Here is a 15,844-nt window from a genome sequence, read left to right on the forward strand (position 1 = left end):
CGGCGTTGCCCCTGGTACAGCATCGGTCGCGGCGCCGCACGGCGCCGGTACGCGCGCGGCGCATCGCGGTCTTTCGCGCGCTGCAGCTCGGCGACATGCTGTGCGCGGTGCCGGCGCTGCGGGCGCTGCGCGCGGGCGAGCCCGATGCCCGCATCACGCTGATCGGCCTGCCGTGGGCGCAGGAGTTCGTATCCCGCTTCAGCGCGCTGGTGGATGACCTGATGGTGTTTCCCGGCGCGCCCGGGATGCCCGAGCAACCGTGCGCCGAAGCCGCCGCGGGCCCGTTCTACGCGGCCGCGCATGCGGCGCGGTTCGACCTCGCGATCCAGCTGCACGGCAGCGGCGCGCTCACCAACGCCGTGGTGCAGCGGCTGGGGGCGCGGCGCATGGCCGGCTTCTGCCCGGATCCCGCCGCGGCGCGCTGCAACCGCGCCGGCGTGCTGGTACCGTGGCCGCAGGGCAACGAAGTGGAGCGGCTGCTGGCGCTGATGCAGGCGCTGGGCTATCCGTGCACGGACCGCAGCCTGGCGTTTCCGCTGCGCCCGCTCGACCATGCCAGCTGGCGCTTGCTGGCTGCGGAGCATGGGCTGGTTGCCGGCGAATACATCTGCCTGCACGCCGGTGCGCGCATGCTGTCGCGGCGCTGGCCGGTGGAGCGCTTCGCCGAGGCAGGGCGCGCGCTGCGGCGCCACTGGCAGGTGAAGGTGGTGCTGACCGGCAGCCGCGACGAGTCCGCGCTGGTGGGCCAGCTGGCGCGGCGCCTGGGCAAGCCGGTGGTGAACCTGTGCGGGCAGACCGCGCTCGGCACGCTGGCCGCGCTGATCCGGGGCGCGCGGCTGCTGTTGTGCAATGACACCGGGGCTTCGCATATTGCCGCGGCGGTGGGCACGCCCAGCGTGGTGGTTTCCTGCGGCAGCGACAGCGCACGCTGGGCGCCGCTCGACACCACGCTGCACCGCGTGCTGGCCGACCAGCCGGCATGCCGTCCGTGCATGCATCAGTGTTGCCCGGTCGCCGGACACCCGTGCGCGGCAAACATCAGCGTGGCCAGCGTGGTGGAAGCCGCGCTGGCGTTGGCAGCTCGGGAGCGCAGCCATGGCTAGGCGGCTGCGCATCCTGACCTGGCACGTGCACGGGAATTATCTGTATTACCTGTCGCAGATCCCCCACGAGCTGTACCTGGTCACGCGCGACGACGGCACGCCCGGCTATGCCGGCGCCGGCGGCGCGCTGCCGTGGGGCGCCAACGTGCATGAGGTGCCTTACGACGCCGTTCCGGCCAGCGACTTCGACTGCGTGCTGTACCAGCATCGCCACCATTACGAGCATGACCGCGTCGCGCTGCTCAGCGCCGCGCAGCGTGCGCTGCCGGCGATCTACCTGGAGCACGATCCGCCGCAGGAGCATCCCACCAATACGCGCCATCCGGTGCAGGACCCGTCGATGCTGCTGGTGCATGTGACGCCGTTCAATGCGCTGATGTGGGACAGCGGCGTCACGCCGTGCCGCGTGATCGAACATGGCGTGCTGGTCGACGAGGCGGTGCGCTACAGCGGCGAACTGGCGCGCGGCATCAGCGTGGTCAACAACCTGTCGCGGCGCGGCCGCCGGCTCGGCGCAGACCTGTTCGCGCGCGTGCGCGAACAGGTGCCGCTGGACCTGGTCGGCATGGCGGCGCAAGAGGCGGGCGGGCTGGGCGAGGTCGCCAACCCGGAACTGGCGGCCTTTGTCGCGCGCTACCGCTTCTTCTTCAATCCGATCCGCTACACCAGCCTGGGGCTGGCGGTCGTGGAAGCGATGACACTGGGGGTGCCGGTGGTCGGCCTTGCCACCACCGAGCTGGCCACCGTGATCCAGAGCGGCAACAACGGCTATGTCGATACGCGCATCGAGGTCCTAGTCAGCGTGATGCGCGAACTGCTGGATGATCCGGAGCTGGCGCGGGTCTGGGGCGAGCGCGGCTGCCGGGTGGCGCGCGAGCGCTTCGGCATCGGGCGCTTCGTTGCGGAGTGGGACGAGACGCTGCGTGCGGTGTGCGCGTGAACACGGCACGCGCTGGCTAGCCGGGCAAGCCGTTATTGCCGCCGTTGTGGCTGCCATGCAGCCGGGCTCGGCTACTCGACGATGCCGTGCAGCACACCAGGTAATACGCGCGCTTGAACTGCAGCGCCGCTTCCAGCCTGCGCCCGGCGGCCGCTTCAGCAAACGCGGCCTGCAGGCAGCGCTCGATGCTTTCGGCGGTGCCGTCCTGCTCGAACAGCCCCGGCGCGCGCTGCTCCCATAGCCGCATCAGCACGGCGCGCCGCTGCGCCAGCGTATGCGGCGGCCAGGGGTGGTCGCGGCTGAGCAGCTCCAGCCGCGTGGCCAGCAGGGTTTCCAGCAGCAGGGTAGGCCTGGCGAAGCGCGCGGGCAGGGGTATGGTCCCGGCCGGCGCCGTGGCATCGACAAGTGCCCCAGGCAGGTCCGTGGCGTCAGGCGACCGGTCGGTCATGGCAGCCGGCCAGGCGCCGCCGAAGCGCGCGTTGCGGCGGCGGGTTTCATTCTGCCGCCGCCTCGGTGGCGGACTCTTCGGTGTCGGCCAAGGCGATCGCTGCCGCACGCTGGGCCAGCGGCTCGGCGGCCCGGATGCGCAGCACGGTCTGGCGGGACGTGTTGAAGCGCCGCGCGGTCTCGCTGACCGAATAGCCCGCGGACAGCGCGCTCAGTATGGCGTGGCGCTGCTCGGGCGTGTGCTTGGGCGGACGGCCGACCTGGCGCCCCATAGCCTTGGCCGCGGCCAGGCTCTCGCGCACGCGCACGCTTCGGGTGGCGCCTTCGAGCGCGGCCACGGCACGCAATACCTCGACCGCTTCGGGCGGCGTCGCGCTGGCGAGGTCAGCGCGGGACAGCTGCACGCAGTACAGCGCCACGCCGAGCAGGCGGAAGCGCCGGACCGTGTTCAACACTTCAGGCACGCTCCAGCCCAGGCTGCACAGGCGCAGCGCCACCACCGCGTCGCCCGGCTGCACCTGGTGCTGCAGCGCGCGCAGGCGCGGGCGCTGCAATGCCGGCACCGATGCGGGCGCTGCCTCCCAGAACACGTGTTGCGGGTCGACGCCATAGCCGGCGGCGCCGGCGGCCTGCAGTTCGTCCTGGATGGCCGACGGTGCATCGGCGCAATTGGAGTAGAGGAATGTGGTCGGCATGATGGTATCGGGGCGTGGGGCCGCTCGCTTCTTGAGGCGCTCCGGGCAGAGGGATTTCGTTCCGGCTTGCGGTATCCGCCGCAACTTTCATGCCGCGCGCGCCGGTGCTCGCGCCGGGTGGCGCAACGTCATGCCGGCGCGGAAAACCGATGCGGGCGCGCATGCGTTGGCCCACGCGCCGCCGCGGGCACAATTACAAGGCTTCGCGCAGGAATTGCAATGACTCGCGGGCGGCTCGCCGCGCGCGCGCCACGGCGCTGGAGGCGGCATGGGCACGGAACCTGCACCTTGCGGAGCGAAGCCGGAGTGCCGGCTCCCCACCAGGAGAGAACCGTGGACAAATCGAAGATCCCCGCAGACCAGGCCGAGGCCCTCGGTGCCTTGATGGACGACCACCGTGCCGCCAAGAAGCAGTTCAAGGCGTTCAAGGACACCGAGGACCGCGACGAGAAAGAGTCGATCGCGCTCGAGGTGTGCCATCAGCTGACGGTGCACGCCACCATCGAGGAAGAAATCTTCTATCCGGCGTTGCGTGGCGTTAGCGAAGAGATCGACGCCATGCTGGACGAGGCGCAGGTCGAGCACCAGGTGGCCAAGGACCTGATCGCGGCGATCGAAGAGGATCCGGCGGGCGACATGCTCGAGGCCAACTTCACGGTGCTGTCGGAATACGTCTCCCACCACATCGAGGAAGAGGAAGGCGAGCTGTTCAAGAATGTGATCAAGGAAAAGGTCGACCTGCGCGACGTGGCCCAGGCTATGGCCGCGCGCAAGGAAGAGCTGATGCGCGAGACGGCATGACGCGGCGATGCCGGGGCGCGTGCGGCGCCCCGCCGCTTCAGCGGATTTGAAGGACTTGCACAAGCCGGTGCCTCCCGCGCGCATCGGCCGGGCGTTACGATCCCCCTCTGATTGACTGCCGTGCCGTAACTGCCCCAATGACGTTTGTCGTGACGGATGCCTGCATCCAGTGCCGCCACACCGACTGTGTCGAGGTCTGCCCGATGTCGTGTTTCCACGAAGGGCCGAACTTCCTTGCCATCGATCCTGACCAATGCATCGACTGCTCGATGTGCGTGCCGCTGTGCCCGGTCGGTGCGATCTATTCCGAGCACGACCTGCCGGAAGACCAGCGCCATTTCCTCGCGCTCAACGCCGAGCTGTCGCGACGGCCGGACTGGCTGCCGCTGACGCAGGCGAAGGGACCGCTGCCGGACCACGAGCAGTGGGCCGGCCATCCTGACCGCCTGTCGTTGCTGCGGCGCTAGCGCTGCGGCGTGTCGAGGTAGTCCGGGAAGGCTTCGGACAAGGTCAGCACGGTGCCGGTCAGGGTGCCGTCATAGCCGGGCAGCGCATTGACGCGCTGGCGAAAGGCCTCGCTGGTCAGTGCCCCGACCGCGCCGGCCAGCGCCGCGCTGCGCAGCTTGGCGCGCTCGATCGCAAAGAAGTAGCGCTCCTTGATCACCGGCACGAAGGCCAGCCCGAAGCGCCGCGCCGCGGTCTCCACGCCAAAGCCCACGTCCGCCATGCCGCTGCCGATGTACGCCGCCACCGCGGCGTGCGTGAATTCCCCGTTGCTGTAGCCCTCGATGCGCGCGCTGTCGATGCCGCGCGCCGCCAGCATCAGATCCAGCAGCAGCCGCGTGCCTGAGCCGACCTGCCGGTTGACGAAGCGGACTTCGCGCCGGGTCAGGTCCTCGAGTGTGTGGATGCCGAGCGGGTTGCCCGGCCGCACGAACAGCCCCTGGCTGCGCACCGCCAGGTGCACCAGGCAGTGCGTCTCGGGCTTGAGCCAGGTGGTGAAGTGGCGCCACATGCCGTGCTCGAACTCGCCCACCGGCACGTGGAAGCCGGCGATGTCGCACGCGCCTTCGGCCAGCGCCGCCACCGCCTCGACGCTGCCGCAGTATTTCAGGTCGTGTCGCACCTGCTGCTCGTCGAGGAAGTCGCGCAGCGCCGCCACCGCGAAGCCGTGGCTGGCATGCAGCCGCGCCGTCGCCTCCGGCTGCGCCATCAGCTTTTTCAGCTCGATCTCGAGTTCGGACGCCAGGCTGTCCAGCGTCGGCGACAGCCGGGCGCCAATCCGCTTGCTGGCCCACACCAACTGCTGCGCCAGGGGCGTCAGGGCGCTGCCGCGCCCGCGCGTCTTGTCGATCAGCGGACCGCCGAACAGCGCCTCGGCATCGCGCAGGATGCCCCAGGCATAGCGGTACGACAGCGACACCGCCTGGGCGGACTGGCTGATGCTGCCCGAGTCGCCGATATGGCCGAGCAGGGCGACCAGCCTGGACACGTCCAGGGGTTCGCCGCCCGGCCGGGCGTCGTCCCGGATTTGCAGATGGGGGTGGATCGAGATGCGGATCATATGTAGAAAATAGCTTATTGAAGGGCCGCTGTCACTCTCATATAGTCCGCCTAACGGGCGAAACGGCGATCCGATAGCCCGGAAATAGGAAAAAAATAGCATATAAGCGGGATCCGGCCAGGCCTTGCCGCCGGTCCTGGCGAGCCCTCACAGGAGACGCCATGCCAGACATCGCCCCCAACGCACCACGTGCTCCCGATGCCGCGGCATCCCCCGATCCCGCGCGCATTGCCGCCATCGTCGCGGCACGCCAGCACATGCCGGGCGCCTTGCTGCCGATCCTGCACGAGATCCAGGACACCCAGGGCTTTATTCCCGACACCGCCGTGCCCGTGATCGCGCGCGCGCTGAACCTGTCGCGCGCCGAAGTGCATGGCGTGATCACCTTCTACCATCACTTCCGCCAGCAGCCCGCCGGCCGGCACGTGGTGCAGGTATGCCGCGCCGAGGCATGCCAGGCCGTGGGCGCCGGGGCGCTCGCCGAGCATGCGCAGCGCGCGCTGGGCTGTGGCTTCCATGAAACCAGCGCGGACGGGCAAGTGACGCTCGAGCCGGTCTATTGCCTGGGGCAGTGCGCCTGCGGCCCGGCGGTGATGGTGGGCGAGCAGTTGCACGGCTATGTCGATGCCGCGCGCTTCGACGCGTTGGTGCGCACGCTGCGCGCGCGGTCCACGGCGGCACCGGCAGAGGCGGAGGTCCAGGCATGAGCGCGACCACCACTGTCTTTGTGCCGCGGGACTCCACCGCGCTGGCGCTGGGCGCGGATGAAGTCGCGCGAGCCATCGCGCGCGAGGCCGCCGCGCGCGGCGAGGCGGTGCGCATCGTGCGCAACGGTTCGCGCGGCATGTTCTGGCTGGAGCCGCTGGTCGAGGTGCAGACCGCCGCCGGACGCGTGGCCTATGGCCCGGTCAGCGCGGCCGACGTGCCGGGGCTTTTCGACGGCGGGCTGCTGCAGGGCGGCGCGCACGCGCTGGCGCATGGCCTAACCGAAGAGATCCCGTTCCTGAAGCGTCAGGAGCGCCTGACCTTCGCCCGCGTCGGCATCACCGATCCGCTGTCGCTGGACGACTACCGCGCGCACGAAGGCTACGCCGGCCTGGAGCGCGCGCTCGCCATGCAGCCCGCCGAGATCGTGCAGGAAGTCACCGACTCCGGCCTGCGCGGCCGCGGCGGCGCGGCGTTCCCGACCGGCATCAAGTGGAAGACGGTGCTGGGCGCGCAAGCCGCGGTCAAGTACATCGTCTGCAATGCCGACGAAGGCGATTCGGGCACGTTCTCCGACCGCATGGTGATGGAGGACGACCCGTTCATGCTGATCGAGGGCATGACCATCGCCGGCCTCGCGGTCGGTGCGGAGCAGGGCTATATCTACTGCCGCTCCGAATATCCGCACGCGATCGCGGTGCTGGAGAGCGCAATCGGCATCGCCAACGCCGCCGGCTGGCTCGGTGACGACATTCGCGGCAGCGGCAAGCGCTTCCACCTCGAAGTGCGCAAGGGCGCCGGTGCCTACGTCTGCGGCGAGGAAACCGCGCTGCTGGAAAGCCTGGAAGGCCGCCGCGGCGTGGTGCGGGCCAAGCCGCCGCTGCCGGCGCTGAAGGGACTGTTCGGCCAGCCCACGGTGATCAACAACGTGATCTCGCTGGCCACGGTGCCAGTGATCCTGGCGCGCGGCGCGCAGTGCTATCGCGACTACGGCATGGGCCGCTCGCGCGGCACGCTGCCGTTCCAGCTGGCCGGCAACATCCGCCACGGCGGGCTGGTGGAGAAGGCGTTCGGCGTCACGCTGCGCGAGCTGCTGGTCGATTACGGCGGCGGCACGCGCAGCGGCCGCGCGATCCGTGCGGTGCAGGTGGGCGGGCCGCTGGGCGCCTACCTGCCCGAGTCGCGCTTCGACGTGCCGCTGGACTATGAAGCCTATGCCGCGTTCGGCGGCGTGGTCGGCCACGGCGGCATCGTGGTGTTCGACGAGACTGTCGACATGGCGAAGCAGGCGCGCTACGCGATGGAGTTCTGCGCGATCGAATCGTGCGGCAAATGCACGCCGTGCCGGATCGGCTCGACCCGCGGCGTCGAAGTGATGGACCGCATCATCGCCGGCGAGCAGCCGGTGCGGCATGTGCAACTGGTGCGCGACCTGTGCGACACCATGCTCAACGGCTCGCTGTGCGCAATGGGCGGCATGACGCCGTACCCGGTGCTGTCCGCGCTGAATGAATTCCCCGAGGACTTCGGCCTCGCATCCAATCCGGCCAGGGCCGCCTGAGCCAGGTCCAGCAGAGACACGGGAGACAAACCGCCATGAACGCCCGCAACGAGATCGATTTCGGCACCCCCGCCAGCCCTTCGACCGACATGGTCACCCTGGAGGTCGACGGCGTCAGCGTCACCGTGCCTGCCGGCACCTCGGTGATGCGCGCCGCGATGGAAGCGCAGATCGCCGTCCCCAAGCTGTGCGCCACCGACAGCCTGGAAGCCTTTGGCTCGTGCCGGCTGTGCCTGGTCGAAATCGAGGGGCGCCGCGGCTATCCGGCCTCGTGCACGACGCCGGTGGAAGCCGGCATGAAGGTGAAGACCCAGAGCGACAAGCTTGCCGACCTGCGCCGCGGCGTGATGGAGCTGTATATCTCCGACCATCCGCTCGATTGCCTGACCTGCCCCACCAACGGCAACTGCGAGCTGCAGGACATGGCCGGCGTGGTGGGTTTGCGTGAGGTGCGCTACAACGACGGCGGCCCCGACGCGAAACCGATCGCGACGCACACGCAGATGAAGAAGGACGAGTCCAATCCCTACTTCACCTACGACCCGTCCAAGTGCATCGTCTGCAACCGCTGCGTGCGCGCCTGCGAGGAAACGCAGGGCACCTTCGCGCTGACCATCAGCGGCCGGGGATTCGATTCCCGCGTCTCGCCCGGCACCAGCCAGCCGTTCATGGAGTCGGATTGCGTCTCGTGCGGCGCCTGCGTGCAGGCCTGCCCGACCGCGACGCTGACCGAGACCTCGATCATCAAGCTGGGCCAGCCCTCGCACAGCACCGTGACCACCTGCGCCTATTGCGGCGTGGGCTGCTCGTTCAAGGCCGAGATGAAGGGCAACGAAGTGGTGCGCATGGTGCCGTACAAGGACGGCAAGGCCAACGAGGGCCACGCCTGCGTCAAGGGCCGCTTCGCCTGGGGCTACGCCACGCACAAGGACCGCATTCTCAAGCCGATGATCCGGGCGAAGATCACCGATCCGTGGCGCGAGGTATCGTGGGAAGAGGCCATCGACTATGCCGCGTCCGAGTTCAAGCGCATCCAGGCCACGCACGGCAAGGACTCCATCGGCGGCATCGTGTCATCGCGCTGCACCAACGAAGAGGGCTACCTGGTGCAGAAGCTGGTGCGCGCCGCATTCGGTAACAACAACGTCGATACCTGCGCGCGCGTGTGCCATTCGCCGACCGGCTACGGCCTCAAGCAGACGCTGGGCGAATCGGCGGGCACGCAGACCTTCAAGTCGGTCGAGAAGGCCGACGTGATCATGGTGATCGGCGCCAACCCGACCGATGGCCACCCGGTGTTCGCCTCGCGCATGAAGAAGCGACTGCGCGCCGGCGCGAAGCTGATCGTGGTCGATCCGCGCCGCATCGACCTGGTCGATTCGCCGCATATCCGCGCGGACTTCCACCTGCAGCTGCGCCCCGGCACCAACGTCGCGCTGGTGACGTCGCTCGCGCATGTGATCGTCACCGAAGGGCTGCTCAACGAAGCCTTCATTGCCGAGCGCTGCGAGAACCGCGCGTTCCAGCAGTGGCGCGACTTTGTCGCGCTGCCGGAGAACTCGCCCGAGGCGATGGAGAGCGTCACCGGCATCCCCGCCGGACAGCTGCGCGGCGCGGCGCGCCTCTACGCGACCGGCGGCAACGCCGCAATCTACTACGGCCTGGGCGTGACCGAGCACGCGCAAGGCTCGACCACCGTGATGGGCATCGCCAACCTTGCCATGGCCACCGGCAATATCGGCCGCGAGGGCGTCGGCGTGAACCCGCTGCGCGGGCAGAACAACGTGCAGGGCTCGTGCGATATCGGCTCGTTCCCGCATGAGCTGCCGGGCTATCGCCACGTGTCGGACACGACCGTGCGCGGCCTGTTCGAATCGGCATGGAATGTCGAGATCAGCCCCGAGCCGGGCCTGCGCATCCCCAACATGTTCGAGGCCGCGCTGGCGGGCAGCTTCAAGGGCCTGTACTGCCAGGGCGAGGACATCGTGCAGTCGGACCCGAACACGCAGCACGTGTCCGAGGCGCTGTCGTCGATGGAATGCATCGTGGTGCAGGACATCTTCCTGAACGAGACCGCCAAATATGCCCATGTGTTCCTGCCGGGCTCGTCGTTCCTGGAAAAGGACGGCACCTTCACCAACGCCGAGCGCCGCATCTCGCGCGTGCGCAAGGTGATGCCGCCCAAGGCGCGCTATGCCGACTGGGAGGCCACCATGCTGCTGGCCAATGCGCTCGGGTACCCGATGGACTACCGGCATCCGTCCGAAATCATGGACGAGATCGCGCGGCTGACGCCGACCTTCGCCGGTGTCAGCTACCAGCGCCTGGATGAACTCGGCAGCATCCAGTGGCCATGCAATGCTGACGCGCCGGAAGGCACGCCGACCATGCATATCGATGCCTTCGTGCGCGGCAAGGGCAAGTTCATCATCACCAGGTACGTGCCCACCAGCGAGAAGGTCACGCGTGCCTTCCCGCTGATCCTGACCACCGGGCGCATCCTGTCCCAGTACAACGTCGGCGCGCAGACGCGGCGCACCGACAACGTCCACTGGCATGCCGAGGACCGGCTCGAGATCCACCCGCACGATGCCGAAGAGCGCGGCATCAAGGACGGCGACTGGGTCGGGGTGCAGAGCCGGGCCGGCGACACTGTGCTGCGCGCCATCGTCAGCGAGCGCATGCAGCCGGGCGTGGTCTACACCACGTTCCACTTCCCCGAGTCGGGCGCCAACGTGATCACCACGGACAACTCGGACTGGGCTACCAACTGCCCCGAGTACAAGGTGACCGCGGTGCAGGTGCTGCCGGTGGCGCAGCCGTCGGCGTGGCAGCGGCAGTACCAGGACTTCAACGCCACGCAGCTGCGGCTGCTGGAGGCGGCCAGCGCCGATCCGGCGCAGGCCGCGGGCTGAGGGGAGGACCATGCGATGATGCGCTGCATGCAGTCGCCGGAACGCCATCCGGCCGCGGCGGAAGCCGCCGCGACCCCTACGCATAGCACCTTTGCGGTCAACCGCTGGCGCGGCGCGGAGCTGATGCTCGGGCCCGACGAGGTCGCCGAGGAAGTCCCGGTGGCGCTGGAGTACAACGGCATCTCGCACGCGGTGATGCTGGCGACGCCGGCCGACCTGGAAGACTTCGCGCTGGGCTTCAGCCTGAGCGAGGGCATCGTCGACAGCGCGCGCGAGGTCTACGACATCGAGATCGACACGCGCGCGCATGGCATCGCCGTGCAGCTGGACATCGCCTCGGCCGCCTTCATGCGGCTCAAGGACCGGCGCCGCTCGCTGGCTGGCCGGACCGGCTGCGGGCTATGCGGTACGGAATCGCTGGAACAGGTGATACGGACTCCTGCGCCGGTGCGGAGCACGGCGAGCTTCCATACCGATGTGGTCCAGGCCGCCTTCGTGCAGCTGCAGCTGCGCCAGGCCTTGCAGCGACACACCGGCGCAACCCACGCCGCCGCCTGGCTGCGCGCGGATGGCCATGTCTCGATGGTGCGCGAGGACGTGGGCCGCCACAACGCGCTGGACAAGCTGGCCGGTGCGCTTGCCCGCAGCGGCGAAGACATCGCCGGCGGCGCGGTGCTGGTCACCAGCCGCGCCAGCTATGAGATGGTCCTGAAGGCCGCCGCCATCGGCGCCGGCGTGCTGGCGGCGGTGTCCGCCCCCACCGCGCTGGCGGTGCGCCTGGCCGAACAGGCCGGCATCACCCTGGCCGGCTTCGTGCGCCCCGGCGCGCACGTGGTCTACGCCCACCCCCAACGACTGCAGCACGGCAGCACCCACGAGACCCCGGCATGAAGATCGACAACCTCATCACCATGGCCAACCAGATCGGCAGCTTCTTCGAAGCCATGCCCGATCGCGAGGAAGCCGTTTCGGATATCGCCGGGCATATCAAGCGCTTCTGGGAACCGCGCATGCGCCGGGCCTTGCTGGGGCATGTCGACGCCGAGGCCGGCAGCGGGCTGCTGGAGATCGTGCAGGAGGCGCTGGGCAGGCATCGGGCCATGCTGGAGTAGCGGGCGCCGGTCCTCGCTATATGTCCTGCGACCAGCGCGCCACCAGCTCGGCGGGAATCGCCTGGAACACCTCATCGAAGCGCTTGCCGGCCAGCCGTTCGGCCTGCCTGAGCAGCAGTGACACCGGACTGCTGGGCTCGTGGCGCTCGAACCAGTCACGCGCGCCGCGGATGCCGGCCAGCGCGGCATCGCGATCTTCCGGCTTGTCCGGGTGCACGGCGGCTGCGCTGGCACAAGGACTGCCGGCCGCACCCTTATCGGAAGGGCAATCGGCAGACACGCAGGCTCGTGCCGCCGCTGCTGCCGCAGCGGCAGGCGGTGCCGGCGCGGTCGCGACCGAGGTGGTCAGCATGCCAAGCAGCTTTAGCAACGGGCTCAAGTCAGGACCGTTCTCCCGCAGATTGGCTTTGGCCCAGCGGTCGATAGCCGCTGCATGACCAGCGGCCTGATCCAGGGCCGCGAGGGCAGGGCTGTTCTGCTGGCGCAGCGCCTGCAGCTGCAGCCGTACCGATTCCGGTGCCAGGGCGTCGGCGGGCCGCGGCATGCCGAGCGAGCGCTCGACATCCCGGATCTGCAGCCGAAGCGCCGCGTTGCCGGTGATGACGAGTTCGCGAATGTCCCGCATCAGCCCTTCCGGATCCGTCAGCGCTGCCAGCGCATTGGCGCGCATCGCGGGATCGGCCTCGCCATCGACGAGCAACTGCGGATGGATTTCATCCGGCCATTTCGCCAGCATGCACGCCAGGGTCGCGAGTCCGTCGCGCAGGCCGCTTGCCATGCCCGGCCGGGTACGGCAGCGCAGCCACAGCACCAGGATGCGGATGTCGCGCGTGCGCAGCAGCAGGCGCCGGCAGTCGCGTTCCAGATCCGCCCAGTTGACGGCTTCGGGCTCGCTGACGAAGTTGCCGTACTGCGCCTCCGCCTTTGGCGCCGCCCTGGCCATCAGCAGGACGAACTCGGGGTCGTATTCCAGGTCGTCACCGCATGGCTTCTCGCGTGCGACCGGCTCCAGTAGTTCGGGGAAGGCCAGGTCGGGGCCTGGCATCGAGGCGGGCTTGGCTCTGGTGTTTCTGGTCATCGTGTTGCGTAGTGTTCGGGCTCGAATACCATCCCGGTGATGGCGCGGTCGCGATCCGGTTCGCCCAGCCACGTGGACCAGCCAAGGCGCTCCTGCGAGCCCAGCACCGCGGGGGGCGCCGCGTCCGGCATTACCTGCAGCTCGGCGTCCCAGACGAACTCGAAACCAACGAAGGCGCGCACCCATTCGATGAGCGTCGGAAGATCCCTGCCGTCGGGCGTAAAGTTCAGGTACTGTTGCAGCCCGAGCGGCCCGATTACCAGGCGGAACTTGTGCTGGCGGTCCGGCACCATTTCGCCCAGCATGGCGCCCAGTCCCATCACGCCTGCGGTGCCCGCGTGCCCCAGGCGGCAGTGCTCGGCCGGATCGACGGCGATCCAGTGCAATACGTACTCTTCAAGCCTGACCGGCACCCCGAAAAAGTGGGAGAGCGTGGCCGCAATGCCGTCGGGGTTGCGCGCTTCGCGCACGTGGTGTGCGCTCGCAGCGAGCCGGGCGTGAGGGGGCAGCGCGCTGTGCGCGATGTCTTCGGTTTCATTGCCCGCCAGCCAGCCGATATAGCGGGAGAACACCTCATCGTCGCGCCGGTCGAGGCCAGCGGCGGCCTGCGCGCCTGCCCATGCCCGATAGAACTGAATGAAGGCGCGATGGTGAAACAGGTCAAGAAAGTCTGCGGTGGCACTGTCCCGGTGGGCCTCGCTGCGCTCGCGTACGATTTCCGTCAGGTGGATCGGCAGCGGCCCGTTGGGCCCCAGCATGCCCAGGCCAAACAACTGCACCTGGAACCGCCCGGACACCATCTCCATGCGTGCGATCTCGCGAGGCGCGAAGGTGAGCGCGGCCTGCTGGCCAGCCCGGAAGGGCTCGTCGCGTGGCAGGCTGGCCAGGCCGATCGGGGGCAATGCGGGGTGCGTGGCGGACAGATGTCGCAGGAGCCCCAGAAAGCTCAGCTTCCAGGGTGCCTGGCCGGCATAGTGTCCCGGTGCGGCGGTCGTCACGGGCCCGGGCGGCGCATCGTCGCGGTTGTTCTCAAACATGGCTACACGGCGCCGCGGCCGCCCATGCGCACGGGCCAACGATGCACCAGGCCGCGTTGCATGGAGTGCAGTTCGGTTTGGGTGAAGACATTGACCGAGACGTGGCGCGCCAGCCAATGCTCCAGCACTACGCCGAACAGGTACGGGCTGATGCCGGAGAAGCCGCCTTCGTCCACGGTGAGCTGGCACTGGATACCGCGGCCATAGATCAACGGGCCATTGCCGGGTAGCCGACGCATGACCGGCTTCACGTTCGCGCCGATCAGGCTCCGAATCTGCCCCTGGTGCGTGAGATCGTCGTTCGCTACGAACAGCCGCAGCATGTCGCGCAGGCCTTGGCCGCCCGAGCGGTGCTCCAGGTCGGTCAGGGACAAGTAGTTGAAGCCCAGCAACCGTATCAGGCGCCAGGCCATTTCGCCGTCGGCGTACGGTGGCCGGGGTGCCGACGGCGGCCGGATCAGACCGATGCCGTCCACGGGGATGGAAGCCGCCGGGGTCAGGTCGTGCCGGCCATTGCGCGGTACCAGATTGGGCAAGTCGCGATTGGTGACCAGCGACTCCACCGAAAGATAGCGCAAGGCATCCGGGTAAGGCGCCTCATGCTGGTCCACCAGGGATACGAACAGCTCGGTGCCGACGTATGCCGTGCGCGTGCCGTACTTGCGTGCCTGCTCAGAGATCAGCCGACGCTCGCGCCGCACGGAAAAGTACCGGCCGTGATTGCCCTCGTCACTGTTCAGCGTGGCAAAGAGCGGCTGGAAGTCCAGGCCGGCACTGTGCTGGGACTTCTGGCCCGAAAGCTGCCTGACGGCATAGATTTCGTAGTCCAGCGGATGCTGGCGGTCGGCAACCAGATGAAATTCGGCGCGCCCCGGCGTGACCTCGATGCGATCGGTGCGCTTCGGAAACAGATTGACCACCGGTGTGCAATACAGCGCGAATTGGTCGCGGTCGACCTTGCTGGTCAGATCCCCGGGCGGCTTCGACAGCAGCACGACGATCTCGGCTTCCTTGCCGCGGATCCGGCTCAGGCCCTCAGCAAGCTGGTTGAGGCCGAAGAAATAGAAGCGTTGCGGGCAAGCGAAGTACTCATGCAACAGGTTGTGCCCGTGGAAGCTGTTCCACTGCAAGGGCAGCGCGCCTTCGCCCGGTCCCATTCCCACGTAACTGACAGCATCCTGCGTCACCGCGCAGGGGCGCTCGCTCATGGTCCCGGGCTCGCCGATCAGCGTCGCCACACCGGCGCTGTGCAACAGTTCGAACAGTTGTGAGGCGATCAGGTCGTCGCCGCGCAGATAGACCGGCAGGTGGTCCAGGCCGGGCAGTTGATCGAAGGTGGCGTCTCGCGTACAGCGCAGGCGCAAGCGCAGGGCACCCTGGACTGTCACATGGGCGGGCACATAGCGCTCCGGACCCCGTACATCGGGCGGAATGCCGGTGAGCCGCGCTTCGGTGATCTCAAGCGGCCACAGTATCAACGGCTGCGTGGTCCTGAACTGGCAGGCCGTCTTCTCTCCAGGCGCCGCCGCCGCGTTGACCTCCGTGCCGCGCGGAACCTCCACGCCATGGGCAAAATCGCCTTCGCCGCGGCTGGGATGGAATTGCGCGACCGCAATCGATGGCGTCGGCGCCACATAGTTGGGGTAGATCACCTCCAGCAGACGCTGCGTGAAGCGCGGGAACTCTGCGTCAAGCTTGATCTCGGTCCGCGCCGACAGGAAGCAGAATGCCTCGATCAGGCGCTCCACGTAGGGGTCGGCCACCTCGATGCCCTGCATGCCCAGCCGTCTTGCGACCTTCGGGTGCTGTCTGGCGAATTCACCGGCCAGCTCGCGCATGTAGACGAGCTCGCGGTTGTAGTAATCGAGCAGTTGCGGATCCATGGC

15 protein-coding genes are annotated in these 15,844 nt (G+C 68.6%); 9 read left to right on the forward strand and 6 right to left on the reverse strand.

The window, feature by feature from the left end; genetic code table 11:
• The first annotated feature begins 95 nt into the window (after positions 1-95).
• Positions 96-1,103: a glycosyltransferase family 9 protein gene (locus RALTA_RS02885; protein ID WP_242405258.1), complete on the forward strand. Its 1,008-nt coding sequence runs from the start codon at positions 96-98 to the stop codon at positions 1,101-1,103.
• Complete coding sequence (locus RALTA_RS02890; RefSeq protein WP_012351915.1) at positions 1,096-2,043, forward strand: glycosyltransferase family 4 protein; 948 nt, start codon at positions 1,096-1,098, stop codon at positions 2,041-2,043. The genes RALTA_RS02885 and RALTA_RS02890 overlap by 8 nt, the downstream gene beginning before the upstream one ends.
• A gap of 16 nt (positions 2,044-2,059) precedes the next feature.
• Here RALTA_RS02890 and RALTA_RS02895 read toward each other — a convergent pair whose 3' ends face one another.
• Both RALTA_RS02895 and RALTA_RS02900 read right to left on the reverse strand, forming a co-directional pair.
• Positions 2,060-2,491 carry a hypothetical protein gene (locus RALTA_RS02895; RefSeq protein ID WP_012351916.1) on the reverse strand — a complete coding sequence of 144 codons (432 nt, stop codon included), beginning with the start codon at positions 2,489-2,491 and terminating at the stop codon, positions 2,060-2,062.
• Positions 2,492-2,537: 46 nt separating this feature from the next.
• A complete protein-coding gene (locus RALTA_RS02900) occupies positions 2,538-3,185 on the reverse strand; it encodes a recombinase family protein (protein ID WP_012351917.1) in 648 nt (215 codons plus the stop codon).
• A gap of 333 nt (positions 3,186-3,518) precedes the next feature.
• Between RALTA_RS02900 and RALTA_RS02905 the strand changes: the two genes are divergently transcribed.
• Both RALTA_RS02905 and fdxA read left to right on the forward strand, forming a co-directional pair.
• Complete coding sequence (locus RALTA_RS02905) at positions 3,519-3,986, forward strand: hemerythrin domain-containing protein (RefSeq protein ID WP_012351918.1); 468 nt, start codon at positions 3,519-3,521, stop codon at positions 3,984-3,986.
• Positions 3,987-4,123: 137 nt separating this feature from the next.
• A complete protein-coding gene (fdxA, locus tag RALTA_RS02910) occupies positions 4,124-4,453 on the forward strand; it encodes a ferredoxin FdxA (RefSeq protein WP_012351919.1) in 330 nt (109 codons plus the stop codon).
• Here fdxA and RALTA_RS02915 read toward each other — a convergent pair.
• Positions 4,450-5,550, reverse strand: coding sequence for a substrate-binding domain-containing protein (locus tag RALTA_RS02915; RefSeq protein ID WP_012351920.1), 1,101 nt, complete (start codon positions 5,548-5,550; stop codon positions 4,450-4,452). The genes fdxA and RALTA_RS02915 overlap by 4 nt on opposite strands.
• A 161-nt stretch (positions 5,551-5,711) precedes the next feature.
• Between RALTA_RS02915 and RALTA_RS02920 the strand changes: the two genes are divergently transcribed.
• The 5 genes from RALTA_RS02920 to RALTA_RS02940 are packed head-to-tail and all read left to right on the forward strand — an operon-like array spanning position 5,712 to position 11,843.
• Entirely contained in the window at positions 5,712-6,257 is a 546-nt protein-coding gene (locus RALTA_RS02920; RefSeq protein WP_012351921.1) for a formate dehydrogenase subunit gamma, read from the forward strand.
• A complete protein-coding gene (locus tag RALTA_RS02925) occupies positions 6,254-7,816 on the forward strand; it encodes a formate dehydrogenase beta subunit (RefSeq protein WP_012351922.1) in 1,563 nt (520 codons plus the stop codon). Before RALTA_RS02920 ends, RALTA_RS02925 begins: the two co-directional genes overlap by 4 nt.
• 35 nt (positions 7,817-7,851) lie before the next feature.
• The gene (fdhF, locus tag RALTA_RS02930) at positions 7,852-10,731 is read left to right on the forward strand and encodes a formate dehydrogenase subunit alpha (protein WP_012351923.1); all 2,880 of its coding nucleotides are present in this window, start codon (positions 7,852-7,854) and stop codon (positions 10,729-10,731) included.
• A 15-nt stretch (positions 10,732-10,746) separates the two neighbouring features.
• Entirely contained in the window at positions 10,747-11,622 is an 876-nt protein-coding gene (gene fdhD, locus RALTA_RS02935) for a formate dehydrogenase accessory sulfurtransferase FdhD (RefSeq protein ID WP_012351924.1), read from the forward strand.
• Complete coding sequence (locus RALTA_RS02940) at positions 11,619-11,843, forward strand: formate dehydrogenase subunit delta (RefSeq protein WP_012351925.1); 225 nt, start codon at positions 11,619-11,621, stop codon at positions 11,841-11,843. Before fdhD ends, RALTA_RS02940 begins: the two co-directional genes overlap by 4 nt.
• A 16-nt stretch (positions 11,844-11,859) precedes the next feature.
• Here the strand turns inward: RALTA_RS02940 and RALTA_RS02945 are convergent, their stop codons facing one another.
• The 3 genes from RALTA_RS02945 to tssF all read right to left on the reverse strand — a co-directional run bounded on the left by RALTA_RS02945 (position 11,860) and on the right by tssF (position 15,841).
• The gene (locus tag RALTA_RS02945) at positions 11,860-12,855 is read right to left on the reverse strand and encodes a type VI secretion system protein TssA (RefSeq protein ID WP_041232277.1); all 996 of its coding nucleotides are present in this window, start codon (positions 12,853-12,855) and stop codon (positions 11,860-11,862) included.
• Between the two features lie 62 nt (positions 12,856-12,917).
• Positions 12,918-13,958, reverse strand: a complete 1,041-nt coding sequence (gene tssG, locus RALTA_RS02950; protein WP_012351927.1) for a type VI secretion system baseplate subunit TssG — start codon at positions 13,956-13,958, stop codon at positions 12,918-12,920.
• A 2-nt stretch (positions 13,959-13,960) separates the two neighbouring features.
• The gene (gene tssF / locus RALTA_RS02955; RefSeq protein ID WP_012351928.1) at positions 13,961-15,841 is read right to left on the reverse strand and encodes a type VI secretion system baseplate subunit TssF; all 1,881 of its coding nucleotides are present in this window, start codon (positions 15,839-15,841) and stop codon (positions 13,961-13,963) included.
• Positions 15,842-15,844: the final 3 nt, after the last annotated feature.

The sequence above is a fragment of the Cupriavidus taiwanensis LMG 19424 genome, from assembly GCF_000069785.1.
Lineage (GTDB): Bacteria > Pseudomonadota > Gammaproteobacteria > Burkholderiales > Burkholderiaceae > Cupriavidus > Cupriavidus taiwanensis.